General features: G+C 60.6%; 14 protein-coding genes and 1 pseudogene. 8 read left to right on the forward strand and 7 right to left on the reverse strand.

Annotated features, from left to right (window positions below; all coding sequences use genetic code 11):
• Positions 1-304: 304 nt before the first annotated feature.
• The 4 genes from PspS35_RS14750 (at position 305) to PspS35_RS14765 (ending at position 4,885) form a co-directional block, all read left to right on the forward strand.
• Entirely contained in the window at positions 305-670 is a 366-nt protein-coding gene (locus tag PspS35_RS14750) for a response regulator (protein ID WP_159935486.1), read from the forward strand.
• Positions 671-803: 133 nt separating this feature from the next.
• Positions 804-2,204 (forward strand): DUF1254 domain-containing protein, encoded by a 1,401-nt coding sequence (locus PspS35_RS14755; protein WP_159935487.1) that lies wholly within the window; start codon positions 804-806, stop codon positions 2,202-2,204.
• A 162-nt stretch (positions 2,205-2,366) separates the two neighbouring features.
• Complete coding sequence (locus PspS35_RS14760) at positions 2,367-3,917, forward strand: J domain-containing protein (protein WP_159935488.1); 1,551 nt, start codon at positions 2,367-2,369, stop codon at positions 3,915-3,917.
• Positions 3,914-4,885, forward strand: a complete 972-nt coding sequence (locus tag PspS35_RS14765; protein ID WP_159935489.1) for a DUF3829 domain-containing protein — start codon at positions 3,914-3,916, stop codon at positions 4,883-4,885. The genes PspS35_RS14760 and PspS35_RS14765 overlap by 4 nt, the downstream gene beginning before the upstream one ends.
• Here the strand turns inward: PspS35_RS14765 and PspS35_RS14770 are convergent.
• The 3 genes from PspS35_RS14770 to idi form a co-directional block, all read right to left on the reverse strand.
• On the reverse strand, positions 4,882-5,553 hold the full coding sequence (locus PspS35_RS14770) for a DUF3313 domain-containing protein (RefSeq protein WP_159935490.1): 672 nt from the start codon (positions 5,551-5,553) through the stop codon (positions 4,882-4,884). The genes PspS35_RS14765 and PspS35_RS14770 overlap by 4 nt on opposite strands.
• A gap of 134 nt (positions 5,554-5,687) precedes the next feature.
• Positions 5,688-6,182: a hypothetical protein gene (locus PspS35_RS14775; RefSeq protein WP_159935491.1), complete on the reverse strand. Its 495-nt coding sequence runs from the start codon at positions 6,180-6,182 to the stop codon at positions 5,688-5,690.
• Positions 6,183-6,265: 83 nt separating this feature from the next.
• Complete coding sequence (gene idi / locus PspS35_RS14780; protein WP_159935492.1) at positions 6,266-6,838, reverse strand: isopentenyl-diphosphate Delta-isomerase; 573 nt, start codon at positions 6,836-6,838, stop codon at positions 6,266-6,268.
• 363 nt (positions 6,839-7,201) lie between these two features.
• Between idi and PspS35_RS14785 the strand changes: the two genes are divergently transcribed.
• A complete protein-coding gene (locus PspS35_RS14785) occupies positions 7,202-7,894 on the forward strand; it encodes an aspartate/glutamate racemase family protein (protein WP_159935493.1) in 693 nt (230 codons plus the stop codon).
• Here the strand turns inward: PspS35_RS14785 and PspS35_RS14790 are convergent.
• The 4 genes and pseudogenes from PspS35_RS14790 to PspS35_RS14805 form a co-directional block, all read right to left on the reverse strand.
• A pseudogene (locus PspS35_RS14790) lies at positions 7,891-8,187 on the reverse strand (GNAT family N-acetyltransferase); the annotation flags it as partial. The gene PspS35_RS14785 and the pseudogene PspS35_RS14790 sit on opposite strands and share 4 nt — an antisense overlap.
• Before the next feature lie 38 nt (positions 8,188-8,225).
• Positions 8,226-8,435 (reverse strand): DUF1176 domain-containing protein, encoded by a 210-nt coding sequence (locus tag PspS35_RS14795; protein ID WP_159935494.1) that lies wholly within the window; start codon positions 8,433-8,435, stop codon positions 8,226-8,228.
• A gap of 97 nt (positions 8,436-8,532) precedes the next feature.
• Positions 8,533-9,672, reverse strand: coding sequence for a glycerate kinase (locus PspS35_RS14800; RefSeq protein WP_159935495.1), 1,140 nt, complete (start codon positions 9,670-9,672; stop codon positions 8,533-8,535).
• 91 nt (positions 9,673-9,763) lie between these two features.
• The gene (locus PspS35_RS14805; protein ID WP_159935496.1) at positions 9,764-10,870 is read right to left on the reverse strand and encodes a sugar diacid recognition domain-containing protein; all 1,107 of its coding nucleotides are present in this window, start codon (positions 10,868-10,870) and stop codon (positions 9,764-9,766) included.
• Between the two features lie 161 nt (positions 10,871-11,031).
• Here PspS35_RS14805 and PspS35_RS14810 point away from each other — a divergent pair, with 161 nt between their 5' ends.
• The 3 genes from PspS35_RS14810 to PspS35_RS14820 all read left to right on the forward strand — a co-directional run bounded on the left by PspS35_RS14810 (position 11,032) and on the right by PspS35_RS14820 (position 14,596).
• Complete coding sequence (locus PspS35_RS14810) at positions 11,032-12,342, forward strand: MFS transporter (RefSeq protein WP_159935497.1); 1,311 nt, start codon at positions 11,032-11,034, stop codon at positions 12,340-12,342.
• Positions 12,343-12,538: 196 nt separating this feature from the next.
• The gene (locus PspS35_RS14815; RefSeq protein ID WP_159935498.1) at positions 12,539-13,411 is read left to right on the forward strand and encodes a hypothetical protein; all 873 of its coding nucleotides are present in this window, start codon (positions 12,539-12,541) and stop codon (positions 13,409-13,411) included.
• A gap of 165 nt (positions 13,412-13,576) precedes the next feature.
• Entirely contained in the window at positions 13,577-14,596 is a 1,020-nt protein-coding gene (locus tag PspS35_RS14820; protein ID WP_159935499.1) for an aldo/keto reductase, read from the forward strand.
• Positions 14,597-14,643 lie beyond the last annotated feature (47 nt).

Below are 14,643 nucleotides of genomic sequence, written 5' to 3' on the forward strand. Positions count from 1 at the left end.
ACGGGAAGTTTGCCCCAAAGTCGCGGTAAAGGGCTACGTTTCTGATCATCTACGCCGATCCGCAACGGTTTAAACCGCGGCTTGACCAAGACTCTGCGATCCAAGAATCAAACAGGTAACGCAAATGAAGGGCGTGCTGACGGGGCGTTTGACATGCTTTCTCCGCGGATGCGCAACGGGACATTTTCCTACATTCGCGTCACAATGCCTGCGCCAACGGAACTTGCCGAGATTGACGCGACTCATTAGAGAATGGTCTTTCAACCGCTAAAGACCTGCCTTCCATTTCTCGGGAATTTTGATTATGTCCGCTACCCCCTCCACCATCCTTGTCGTCGAAGACGACGCTATCGTGCGCATGCTGATCGTCGATGTGCTAGAGGAGTTGGAGTTCAAGGTGCTTGAAGCCGCCGATGCCGAAGCGGCGCTCAAAACGGTTCAAGACACCGACACTGTGATCGACCTGATGATGACCGACGTTGGCTTGCCCGATATGGACGGCAAGCAATTGGCCATCAAAGTCCGTGAACTGCGCCCTTCCCTGCCGATCCTGTTCGCCAGCGGCTACGCCGAAAACATCGATGTTCCCGCCGGCCTGCAAGTGATCGCCAAGCCATTCTCGATCGATCAACTGCGCGACAAAGTCAAATCGATGCTGCCCAGCGCCTGATTCTGTCGCCAGCGTCATAACGTGCCGCAGTTCACCTTGTTTGCAGGGATTAACGTGACGTTCGGGAAATAAAACCGGAAACTCGCAGCCTTCATTCCCCGTCACCCAAAGCCCTCTGGAAGGACGCAACAACATGATTGGAAAACCGACGCGCCTGCTGTTGGCGAGCCTCTCGATACTCATGAGTACCGCCGCCTGGGCCGATTTCACCGCGACCCCGAGCGAAGCGCGCGCCATCGCCAAGGAAGCCTACCTGTACGGCTACCCGGTGGTGCAGATGTACAAGACGCTCTACACCCAGGCCATCGACAAAGGCGGCGCGAACTTCAAGGCACCGTTCAACCGTATCGGCAATACCGCCCAGGTGTTCACCCCCAAGGACACGGCGTTCGCTACACCGAACTCCGACACGCCCTACTCCTTCGTCTGGATGGACTTGCGCAGCGAGCCGTTGGTACTGACCCTGCCCAAGATCGAAGACAACCGTTACTACTCGGTTCAACTGATCGACCTCTACACCCAGAACTTCGCCTACTTGGGCACCCGCAGCACCGGCAACAACGGTGGCCATTACATGATCGCCGGCCCCGACTGGAAAGGTCAGCAGCCGGTGGACGTGGACCGCGTGGTGTACAGCGAAAGCAACATCGCCTATGCCCTGTATCGCACGCAGTTGTTTGACGAGAAGGACCTGAGCAAGGTCAAGCAGATCCAAAACGGCTATAAAGTGCAGCCCCTGAGCAGCTACGTGAAGCAGGCCGCCCCGGCCAAAGCGCCGAAAGTCGAATGGCCCAAGCCCCTGGCGACCATGACCGAAGGCCCCCAGCTGTTTCGCTACCTGAATTTCATGCTGGCGTTCGCCGCGCCCCAGGACAGTGAAAAAGACCTGCTGGCGCGCTTTGCCAAAATCGGCATCGCCCCCGGCGCGCCGTTCAAGCTCAACCAACTGACTGGCGAACAGCGCAAGGCCTTGGAAGATGGCATCAGCGACGCTCGCGCCGAGTTTGCCGCGTTCAAAAAAGACAAAGTCGACACGCACCAGATCACCAGCGCAGACCTGTTCGGCAACCGCGACCACCTGAACAACAACTATCTGTACCGTTACGCCGGTGCGGACATGGGCATCTTCGGTAACTCCAGCGATGAAGCGGCGCACATGAGCTACTTCGTCGACAGCGAAGGCAAGCCCGCCAACGGTGCACGCCACAGCTACACCCTGCACTTTGCCAAGGACCAGTTGCCACCGGCCGATGCGTTCTGGTCGCTGACCCTGTACGACGCCAAGACCAAGCTGCTGGTGCCCAACCACAAGAAACGCTACCTGATCAATTCGCACATGCTGCCCGACCTCAAGCGGGACGCCGATGGCGGCCTGACCTTGGCGTTGCAGCATCACGAGCCGCCCAAGGCGGAACAGAGCAATTGGTTGCCGGCCCCACCCGGCCCGTTTTACGCAATCCTGCGGATTTACCTGCCCAAGCCTGAGGTGGGTTCCGGTCAGTGGAAACTACCGCCACTGACACCGCTGAAGTAACACCACGTGCTCGGTCGTGTCCACGTCAGACCGGGCCGTGAATCCCAGAATCAGGCGGATACAGGGCATTGCAACTGCACAGCACTTCCCTGAACTACCGCTGGTTTGTCACCCAATAAAACAGGTAAGGTTCGCGCGATTGCTTAGGGAGTTGCACCGCACATGACTTGCTGGAATGTCCTCGGCCTGACACCGGATGCCGATAGCCGCACGATCAAGCGCCAATACGCCGCCTTGCTGAAACAGACCCGCCCGGACGATGACCCGGAGGGGTTTCAGCGCCTGCGCGAAGCTTACGAGGCTGCACTTGCATGGAACCCGGATGAGCAGGTCGCTGGCGACGTGCTTATCGAGACCTGCGACCAAACCCTCGCCCAGCATTACCAGGCGGCCATGACCGATGGCACCGCGCTGTTGCTGGAAGTCCACCTGTTGCAGCGCTGTATCGACGGCGATCTGAATGCCGATGACACGCGGTGGGCCTTCGAGACCTTCAGCTGGCTGACCGCTTGGCAGCGGTTGGAATTACCCGCCGAATTGATCGGCACCCTGGAGTTCCAGCAGCGAACCCAGTTGCAGCAACCTCTGCACGAGGCCCTTGGGCACAAAGACGACGCCGCGTTCCTGGCCGCCTACGCTGCTACACGGGGCGAGTATGCCTGGGTGAACAATCATCCCCACGCCGATTGGTTCAACGAATGGTTGGCCAGGCTGCTGGCCAATCATCACTACTGGTCGAGCACGGTATTCGAAGCGGTGTGCGCCGGGCAAAACTGGCACGGTGGCGTAGACCATGGCTGCCCGGCCGGCGATTGGGCGCAGATATTAAAACGCCAGCAAGGGCCTGCCTTTATGGCGCGCCAACGTGCATTGGCCGCAGAACCACCGTACAGCCCACACCAGCGTGCCGCCCGTTTACTGCTGGCACCGATGAGCCTGGGCCAGCGCCGCGCCTTCGCCCAGCGTTTCGACGAATACGACTGGAAGGCCTGCCAGCAACTCAGTGCCGACATTTATGCCGACCACACCAGCGTCGCCGAAGGCATGCCCGGTGGCACGGTGTATTTCTGGCAGGGCTGGGAGTCGGCCATGGACACCTGGCCGTGGATCGTTGCACTGGTATTGAGCTGCCTGGTCGGTGCGCTGGTAAAGGCTGAAGACTTGGCCGGCAAGGTGATACCGACGTTGGGCCAGGGGATCTTGTGGTCCATCGGCGCCGTGGTCTGTGCGGGCATCGCCTGGCAGGCCTGGCGACCGCTGGCCCACCAATACCGGGTGTTCGATGAACAGCTGAGCCAACGTTTGCCGCGCTCGCTCAGCCCAACCCACTTGCCGTTGCTGCCGATACGCGACCTGGTGCCCGGCCTGGTTCTGGCGGCAGCGTTGGGTTACGTGTTGAGCCCATTCGCCAGCCTGACCCTGGTGGTCGTGCTGGCGCTGGTAGGGTTGATCAAGCGCCCGTTCATGAACCAGCACACACCGTGGACCGCCCGCCATCCGCGCTGGGCCGTACTCAGCGGCGCACTTTTCCTGGTCGGCGCAGTCGCGCTCTACGCCGGCTTGAAGATGCTCGACAACCAGCATCTGCTCACCCGCAATCAAGGCCTGCAACAGTGGACCGAACGCCTGTGCAGCCGCATGCCTCGCAGCGTGGTCGAGTGCCAGGCACCCGCCACCCAGGCGCAGTGGTACGGCCAGGAGGCCAAGCCATGAATCCAAAATGGTTATTACCCATCAGCATGGCATTGGGCTTGGGCCTGCTCGGCGTCGCGGGTGCCGCCAGGCCCCTGCAAAAAATGCAACTGTGGCTCGACCAGCGCGACAGCCCCCACACCGCTGCAGCCAGTGCCCTGGCACCGATCATCGATTGTGTGAACCGCGTCGACCGGGATACGCGCCTGACGTATTACCCCATCCCAGAAGGCGAGTCCGACAAACCCACCCTCGATAATTATGGCGACCGCAACGAGCCCGAGCCTTACCTTATCCGGCGCTCGGTGTGTTCGCAGCAGTACACGGTGAAGCTGGCGCGCCAGGCGCCCGCCAGCGACTTGCTCGCTGCCGCCGATGCCTACGCACAAGCGTTGTACAACGTTACGGCACTCGCCGATGGAGTCACTCGCTTGCAGCCGCCGGCGCCTCAGGAACTCGCGCCAGAGGCCGCAAACAAGCAGTTGCAGGTGGCCCACGCTCACGTCGTCGAAAAATACCTGGCGGCATCCACGTCTCTGCGCCAGCAGTTGGCGGACGAAGACCTGCGCGTGCGTCCGGCGCAACTGGCGTTACTGCAAGCGCGTTTTGGCCGGGACATGCAGTGGCACCTGCTCAACTACATGATCACGGCGCGCCAGGCGGTCAACCAGATCGAGCAAGGCGTGCGCGCCACCAACCTGACCCCGCAGCGCGTGGCTGACTTGGCCGACGCAGTACACAAGGCCGCCGAGGACAGCCGAGTCTTTATGAATACCCTGTCCAGCAGACGGCCAGACGATGAAGCCATTTACCTTTGGTACAACATCAAGGCGCCTGCCGATGAGTACCTCAAGGCCTTGAACACCCTGCGCCAGGACTGGCAGGACCACGCCGCGCCGCAGCAACTGAGTGACGATTATTACCTCGTCACCCGCCGCTACGACGCCCTGCTCAGCTACTACAACCGGCTGGCCCGTAATGCTTTCTAGTGTTTTTTCAGTTTCACATAGGACTGGTGCAGGTCGGCCGCCCAACCATCGATAACGCTTTTCACGTCATCGGCCTTCATCACCTGCGAGTCGTTTTCCAGCGGCTTGCCGGTGCCTTTGCGCACGACCTGGGCGAGCACCTTGCCGCTGGCACCGTCCAGAAACTGCGCCTCGGTCCCCAGGGTGGTTTCCTGGTCGCGAATGCCCGTGCCGGTACTCACCGCCGCCGCCACCAGGGCCACCGGGATGAATTCATAGGGCTTGAGGCCTTCGGTCTTGCTGCTGACGGCGGTGATTGCCGCGCGTACAACGATCACGCCTGGGCCTGGGCCATTCGCCAACGGCAGTGACTTGGCCAATTCGCGCTTGAGCGCCTGGTTGTAGTAAGCGTTGATGCCGTTGAGCGTGCTGTCCGGGATTTTCTCGGTGGCTTTTGGCTTGGGGTAGAACTGGGTCGGTTCGATGTACACCGCGCTGTAGCGGCTGAGGTCCAGCTTGGGATCAACCCAGCGCATCACCTCGGCACCGGAAGGCGACTGGGCTTGCTTCAATTGGCTGTAACTGGAGAGAAACCCTGAATACTCATCCGGTTGCGTGACCTTGCTGGCACACCCCGCCAAACCGATTGAGGCGATGCACAGCGTGCTGATCATTAGCCTTAGTTTCATGATTGAACTCCCTGGCGATCATCATCGTAAGAATGAGCTCTAGGTATAGCCAATCCTGGCGAATACACCTTATTTCGCCAGTGAATGCGCCGAGCGACGCTGGACCCTGGTGGCCCCGCATTGAGAAGGCGGGTTCAGGAGCGCTCTCGTGGAATCAGGCTCTGCAACTGCGCGGCGAGGAAGTTGGCGTCGAAACCGAAGGTGTCCGGGTCTTTCAGACCATTGGTTTTCTTCCACAGCCAGTCGTTTTTCTCGGCGGGCAGCACCAGCGAAACGCTGCCGTGGCGCGCAGCTGTCAGGCCCATCACCGCTACCGAAATCGAACCGCCCGCGCCCATCACGTCCGGCACGAACTCCACGGTTTTGCCGGTAATGTGCACATCGAGCTTCTCGGTCTTGAAGGAGGACGTCTCCACCGGCACGCTTGGGCCGCTGGCCACATAGGCGTGACGATGGACTTCCAGCAACCCGACGCTCTTCACCGGCTCCAGCCACAGCTCGATCTGCCCGAACAACTCGCCAAGCTTCTGCGCCCAACGGGCCGACTGCAGGTCGAATTGCTGCTTCTTGTGCGCTTCGCTGTCGGCGTAATGACGAAGCATCTCGCCCAGTTGCTGTACATCGTCCATTGCGGATTTCCTTGGGTGAGCCATGTTGCGAAGAACGATCATGGCAGATGCAGCCGCTCGGCGTATGACTATCAGGCTTATGGCTACTTTGCCGGTAGTGTTTTCTCCTCCGGGCCGACCTGCGATGCAGGTGCATCGAACGTGGGATGCTCTGATAGAAGGCAACGCCACTGCATGCGAAACCAGGGCGTGAATTGCGCCGGCGACGCTGAAAGCCAGGCTGATACTTCAGCGCGTGTCAGCCACCGGGTCTCGCTGACTTCTTCAGCAACGGGTGAGAGCACCGAGTCAGATTGAGCCACCAATACATGACACAGCTCGTGCTCCGCGCCGACTGAACCAAACTGAGCGTGGTACTCAAAGCTGTAGAGAAAGCGACAGGCGGCCGAGACGCCTAACTCCTCGCGCAGGCGGCGAGACGCGGCATCCTGAATCGTCTCGCCGGGCGCTGGGTGACTGCAGCAAGCATTCGACCAGAAGCCTGGCCAAAGCATCTTACCGGCTGCACGACGCTGAAGCAGATGCCGCGCGGTACTGTCGATCAAATGAACCGAAAATGCGCGATGAAGCTGCCCCGCGCCCAGGTGTGCATCGCGCTTGTCACACACGCCGATCTGCACATCTTGTGCATCAACTAACACCACATCATTGGTCATCCTGTAGCCCCTTTGGTGCAATTGCACACGCTGCTCCAACCCTGTCAGCGAAAAAGGTGCGATGCGCTACGTTGGAGAGTCCCCGATGACGTCATCGGTCAGGCAACGTGTCAGCCCAGAGCATATCGGAACCAATGGACTGCTAGCGCGCACCGATTGGTAGGCCAGCGCTGATTAGATACCGGTAGCGAGTCAAAATGTACTGTTACTTTTTACAGGTATAGACGAGCTCACCTGAACACTTGAGCAGGGATCGGTAATCAACGTGACTTGAACTGTTCCGGTGAATTTCCTGGCAACTGCCTATGACTCATGAGCCTGCGATGGGTAAGGTGAAACCCTATCTCTTGTCAGGAATATCACATGCGCACCATCGGCCTTATCGGCGGCATGAGCTGGGAGTCCAGCGCCGAGTACTACCGCATCATCAACCAGCGAGTGCGCGACCAGCTCGGTCCGCTGCGCTCGGCACAGGTGTTGATGTACAGCGTGGACTTCGGCCCAGTGGAACAGGCCCAGCATGCGGGGCGCTGGGATGATACGGCGCTGATCCTGGAAGATGCTGCCCGCCGCTTGCAGGCGGGTGGTGCTGACTGTGTGGTGCTGTGTACCAACACCATGCATAAGCTGGCGCCGCGTATCGAAGCGGCGGTGTCGATTCCATTCCTGCATATCGCCGATGCCGCCGGTTTGGCCGCTGTGCAAGCCGGTACGCTAACCGTCGGGTTGTTGGGCACCGCCTTCACTATGGAGCAGGACTTTCTCAAGTCCCGCCTGGCCAACCACGGCCTGACGGTGTTGGTGCCGGACACGGATGAGCGCAAGGATGTGCACCGCATCATCTACCAAGAGCTGTGTGTGGGCGTGATCAGCGACGCCTCTCGCCAGGTCTACCAGCGGGTGATCGAGTCCCTGGCCGCGCGCGGGGCGCAGGCGATCATCCTCGGTTGTACGGAAATCGGCTTGCTGATCAAGCCCGAGCACAGCGACCTGCCGCTGCTGGACACCACCGAGCTGCATGCGCAGGCTGCGGTGGCGTTTGCCTTGCAGGATTAAGCCGAGCGGCGCAGGCGCGCCATGCTCACGGTGTCGACAAACACACCGTCACGCAGGGCGTAGTCGCGCAACACGCCTTCGACCTCGAAGCCGAACTTACGGTACAGGTGTTGCGCGGCTTCGTTGTCGGCGTACACCGTCAATTCCACTCGGTGCAGGTTCATCCAGTTATCGGCCACGTCCAGAGCAGCCGTCAACAGGCGCGAGCCGACGCCCTTGCCCTGCCAGGCCGTGGCCACGCCCATGCCGAATGAACCCACATGGGCCTGGCGCACGCGCAGGTATTGCTCCAGGGCCGCTACGGTGCGGGTATGGTCGACCATAATGCGGGCTAATCGCCGTAACCCACGCCGGTGCAACGCGGCATCGCATGCAATTCACTGAGCTGCAACTGCTTGCCATCAAACACCCAGACGGCGCCGGCGCCACAATCGCCGATGCCCCGCAGCTTGTAGAAATAGCTCAAGGTGCCGCTGGCCGGGTCAAATCCCACCGAGCCTTGCAGCGGTTTGATCCCCAGTGGCAAGGGCTCAAGGTGCATCGGGGTGTCGGCAAACGCGCAGGCACGGTGCGGGGCGCAGCATGGGGACTCTCCGTGTCGAAAACGGCGCGGATTGTCCCATGTTCCAGGTTAGGCGTCAGCGCTTGAGCGCCACCCGCCACACCCGCGCAATATCCGCCGCCCGCTCACGCAACAAACGCGGCGCCTCACTGCACGCCTGTTCCAGGCTCATCGGGCCGCTAGGCAAAGCGAACGCAGCGTCGACGCCATGGGCGTACATCTGCTCATAACCGTCGCCTAGGGTGCCTGCGATGACGATCACGGGGACGCCGTGCGCCTGGGCGATGCGAGCGACGCCAAACGGGGTTTTGCCGCGCAGGGTCTGGGCGTCGAAGCGGCCTTCGCCGGTGATGACGAGATCGGCGCCGCGCACGGCTTGATCAAGGCCCACCAGGTCCGCGACGACGTCCACCCCCGCACGGAACTGCGCACCGAGGAAGGCCTTGGCCGCAAAGCCCAGGCCACCGGCAGCGCCGCTGCCGGGTTCGTCGCGTACGTCTTTGGGCAGTACGTGGGCGCAGTGGTCGGCGAAGTGGCCGAGGGCGGCATCCAGTTGCTGCACCTGTTGCGGGTTGGCTCCTTTTTGCGGGCCGAAAATCGCCGAGGCGCCGTGGGGGCCGCACAGCGGGTTGTTCACATCGGCAGCGATTTCAAAGCGCACCCGCGCCAACCGTGGGTCCAACGCCTCAAGACTGATCCGCGCCAGGCGCGACAAGGCCAGTCCACCGGGTGCCAGCGCCTGGCCTTCGACGTCGAACAACTGCACGCCCAATGCCTGCATCGCCCCGGCCCCGCCATCGTTGGTGGCACTGCCGCCTATCGCCAGGATGATGCGCTGTGCGCCGGCATCCAGGGCGGCGCGGATCAACTCGCCGGTGCCAAAGGTGCTGCTGATGCACGCATCGCGCTGTCCTGGCGGGACGAGTTGCAGGCCGCTGGCTTCGGCCATTTCGATGATGGCTGTGTGGCTGTCGGCCAACCAACCCCAACGCGCTTGAACCGTCGTGCCCAGCGGTCCGCGTACCGATTGGCGGCGCAGTTCGCCATTGCAGGCTGCAAGCACCGAGTCCACCGTCCCTTCACCGCCGTCCGCCATCGGGCACTGGATCAACTGTGCCTGCGGCCAGACCTGTGCCAACCCTTGGGCAATGGCCTGGGCGACGCCTTCAGCACTCAGGCTGTCCTTGAAGGAGTCGGGGGCGATGATGATTTTCATGGGCTTTCTCCGGTTTTTATGACGCCCATGCTGCCAGTTGACACCGGGAATGACGCCGGTCTAATGCACAAGTGCGGGTCAGCTTTGTTGTTCATTCCGACAAAGCCTGTGGCAGCAGCTGTACGCCCAGATACAGGGCGAGCATGCCGTCCAGGGTCAGCGGGTCGACACCACTGAGTTCAGCGATGCGCTCCATGCGGTAGCGCAGACTGTTGCGGTGGATGCCCAGTGCATCGGCGCAGGCCTGGTTTTGGCCGTCGTGATCGCACCAACTACGCAGCGTGGCCAGCAGTTGGCCGTTGTTGTCCTTGGCGAGCACTTTGCGCAGCGGGTTGAGCAACTCGTCGAGGGCGTCGTCGTTGCGATGGCGCCAGAGCATCACCGGCAGACGGTAACGGTTGAGAGTCAATAGCCGCGAGTGCGGCAATACATCACGACCGTAGGCCAGCAAGTCGCCGACGCGCCGGTAGCAGCGGCGCAACCCGGCCAGCCCATCCGCCTGCCCACCGACGGCGACGCGCAGGATAGTCCAGCCCTGGCCTGCGAGTTTTTCCAGCAACCGGGGGTTGTCCACCTGCACGGCAGCCGGCCGGCACCACAACAACGAAAACTGCGCCAAGCTGACGCACCAGCTGTCCGGATAGCGCGAGGCCAACCAGGTGCTCAACGCTTCAGCCGACTGGCCGGCCCCCAGTTCGAACAGGTATGGCGTGCGTGCCAGCTGCGGCTTGAGCCCCAGCTGTTGAGCTTCGTCGACCAGGCGCGGGGAGTCGCCGGTGTCGGCGAGAAGTAACGCCAGCAGGTCATCGCAACGCTGGCGTCGCCATTGCTGCTCGGCTTGCTGGTGGCGATGGCTGACCAGCATTTCAGCGGTCATGCGCACCAGTTCGGCATAGGTACGCAGCAACTCGGGTTCGCCGGTGATGCCAAGTACCCCGATCAGGCGCTGATCGTGCATCAGCGGCAAGTTGATGCCGGGTTGCACGCCCTTGAGGTGCTTGGCTGTCTGGCCGTCGATTTCAACCACGCGCCCATTGGCCAGCACCAATTGCGCGCCTTCGTGGCGGGTGTTGATGCGCTCGGATTCACCACTGCCCAGAATCAGGCCCTGGCTGTCCATGACATTGACGTTGTAAGGCAAAATCGCCATGGTCCGATCGACAATATCCTGCGCCAAGTCATGATCCAGCTCGAACATGAGTCTAAATTCCTAAAAAAGCATGGTTGTTCATCGGCACAGCGCAAAGCAGGCTTCACTGTGCGCGAGCACAAAGACAGCACCCCGCCAGGTGGCCGAGACTCGTGGGGCGATCAACGTTACCCTCGCATCGCGAAAAATCATAATAAAGAGAGAACACCATGTCACAGAGCGCCGCTGCCACACTGGCCACCGATGACGATAAAAACGCCATCTACAAGCGCATTACCCTGCGCCTGATCCCCTTCATTTTCATCTGCTATCTGTTCAACTACCTCGACCGGGTCAACGTTGGCTTTGCCAAGTTGCAGATGCTCGATGCGCTGAAATTCAGCGAAACCGTCTACGGCCTGGGTGCCGGGATTTTCTTCATCGGCTACGTGCTGTGCGGCGTGCCGAGCAACCTGGCGTTGACCAAGTTCGGCCCAAGGCGCTGGATTGCGCTGATGATGATCGTGTGGGGCACGTTGTCCACGTGCCTACTGTTTGTCACCACGCCGACACACTTCTACACCCTGCGCCTGTTTACCGGTGCCGCCGAAGCCGGTTTCTTTCCCGGCGTGGTGCTGTACCTGTCGCAGTGGTTCCCGACCTTTCGCCGTGGGCGGATCATGGCGTTGTTCATGTCGGCGATCCCGGTGTCGGGCTTGCTCGGCAGCCCGTTCTCCGGCTGGATCCTCAACCACTTCGCCGCCGGCCAAGGCGGTTTGGCGGGCTGGCAGTGGATGTTCCTGCTGCAAGGCATCCCGACGGTGATTCTCGGCGCCCTCGCCTACTTCCTGCTCAGCGACAGCTTTGCCAACGCCAAGTGGCTCAAGCCCCACGAGCGAGCAGTGCTGGAAGCCGACCAGGCGACCGACCTGGCCAACAAGCCCAAGACCACCACCGATTCCCTCGCCGAGGTGTTCAAGAACCCGGCGATCTGGGCATTCGGCCTGATCTACTTCTGCATCCAGAGCGGCGTGTACGCGATCAACTTCTGGCTGCCGTCGATCATCAAGAACCTGGGGTTCAGCGATAACCTGGTAATCGGCTGGCTCAGCGCGATCCCGTACTTGCTGGCGGCAGTGTTCATGTTGCTGGTGGGTCGTTCCGCCGACTTGCGCAAGGAGCGCCGCTGGCACTTGGTGGTGCCGATGTTGATGGGCGCGATTGGCCTGGTGATTGCGGTTAATTTCGCCACGACCCCAGCGATTGCGATTCTTGGCCTGACCATCGCCACCATGGGCGCCCTCACCGGCCTGCCGATGTTCTGGCCGGTGCCGACGGCCATGCTCAGCGCAGGCGCGGCGGCGGGTGGTTTGGCGTTGATCAACTCCATGGGGCAGATGGCGGGTTTTCTCAGCCCTTATATCGTCGGCTTTGTGAAGGATGCCACCGGGTCGACGGATATCGCGTTGTACCTGCTGGCGGCGGTGATTGTGGCGGGTAGCGTTCTGGCCCTGCGCATGACACGTACCCTCAAGGTATAAACGCAGTCAATGTGGGAGGGGCAAGCCCCCTCCCACTGTTTACAGCAGACCGCCGCCGTCGATATCGATCACACTGCCGACCTTGATGAATTGCCCCGGCACCCACTAAACCTGTCATTTATGACAGTATCTTGTGTTCACTTCGTCTCTTAGTCTGTCTATCCCGAAGCGCCTTCAATGACTGAGGACCATCGTGATGACAACTAAACCTCAAGCAACCACAAGCAGTGGCCATCTCACCGCAGCGTCCAGCGGCAGTCACACTCACGCATTTGTGTCCGATCTGGACAGACAGCACATCTTCAAAGCCGCAGGGCAGTGGCGTTTCAGTGGAGTTCAACTGCAAAGTAGCGACCCACACCAGAATTTCTATGGGCTCAGCGTGGTACTTCCAGCCAGCCTCGAAGAAAACGGCAAAGAGCACCTCTACACATTCCCTGACCAGGCCACCGGCTTTGTCCTTTCGCCCTCTCCTACTGGCACAGGGATTTCGGTTTATCAGATTGTGGGTGGAAAGATAACCGTCGCAGTGCAAAATGATGAGATGAAAGCAACTTTCCATTTATCTTCCATCTTTAACAAAGAGCACATAGACGTTGCCAGCGGTGCGCTCCACTTGCAGGGAATATCGTACCCAAAAGCCAATGCAGGCAGCTTCAAAGGAACATTTGATGGCAGCCCATTCAACCCGTACGAGGATTTTGTGGCCGCGACTGCTGGCATTATCAGCCACGAATCTCCGGTGTTTCCAGATACGTGGGAAGTCTTTGGTTCGCGGCCTATCGACACCTTTCCGAGTTCAACCCAGATCGTCAGTATCCAGATGACAAAAAACCTGACGGAGCATGATTATGAAATCAGCCCGAAAAGTACGGAGGTATTCGTCAATTGCAGTGCCCGCCCCGCATACGGCTCGTATAGCGCCGTACGTGGCCGACTGCATTTCGATTCACTGCCCGCTACTGGACACGCGAGGGGCACATTGAAATGCAGCTTCTTGGTATCAGGAAGCAGCGAGTTTCAATTCGAAGGTCAATTCGACGTACGCCAGCCCTTCTATATCGTTTGACCACCTTGAATAAAAGCATTCCATCGCAAAGCTCGGCCATTTCCTGTGCTCCCAGGTGATGGCCGCGCCGGCCCAAGCGCACCGAGACAGCCACGTCGAGCTTGTTCTAGAGCCGTGCTCTCTGGTATTGCATAGCAACTCGTCTGCGCAATTGAGGAATGCACCATGATTTACCGCACACTGGGCCAGTCTGGGTTGAAGGTCAGCGCCTTGACCCTGGGCACCATGATGTTTGGCGAACAGACCAATACCGAGGACTCGCTGCGCATCATCGACAAGGCCTGGGACCAGGGCATCAACTTTATCGACACCGCCGACGTTTACACCGGTGGGCGCTCCGAAGAACTGGTCGGCGAAGCCATTGCACGGCATCGCCAGGACTGGGTGGTGGCGTCCAAAGTCGGTTTCGGCCCTCCGGACGGCGTGCCCAATCGCAGTGGCTTGAGCCGCAAGCGGATTTTTAATGCCCTCGACGCCAGCCTGACCCGGCTCGACACCGACTACCTCGACATCTACTACCTGCACCGTGAAGACCACGACACGCCGCTGGAAGTGACCGTTTCGGCGATCGGCGACCTGATTCGCCAGGGCAAGATCCGTTACTGGGGCCTGTCCAACTACCGCGGCTGGCGCATTGCCGAGGTGATCCGCGTGGCCGAGCACTTGGGCGTCGACAAGCCGGTCATCAGCCAGCCGCTGTACAACATCGTTAACCGCCAGGCCGAAGTGGAGCAGATCACCGCGGCGGCTGCGTATGGGCTGGGCGTGGTGCCATACAGCCCGCTGGCCCGCGGCGTGCTCAGTGGTAAGTACGCGCCGGATGTCACGCCAGAACCGGGCAGCCGCGCTGCGCGCCAGGATAAACGCATCCTGGAAACCGAATGGCGCGTGGAATCGCTGCGCATTGCCCAGCAGATCCAGCAATACACCCAGGGCCGTGGCGTGGGGACCGTGGAATTTGCCATCGCTTGGGTGCTGAACAACTCAGCGGTCAGTTCGGCGATTGTCGGGCCGCGTACCGAGGCGCAGTGGGATGCCTATACCGGCGCGCTGGACGTTGCGATCAAGGCTGAGGATGAAGCCTTTATCGATTCGTTGGTGACGCCGGGCCATTCGTCCACACCGGGTTTCAACGATGTGAGTCACTTTGTCTCTGGCCGCATCGTCCCCCAACGCATGGGCTGAGAAAATTTCCCACCATTTGCCCCAAAACAGAGCAGCCGTTTCACGCC

The sequence above is a fragment of the Pseudomonas sp. S35 genome (assembly GCF_009866765.1).
Taxonomy (GTDB): domain Bacteria; phylum Pseudomonadota; class Gammaproteobacteria; order Pseudomonadales; family Pseudomonadaceae; genus Aquipseudomonas.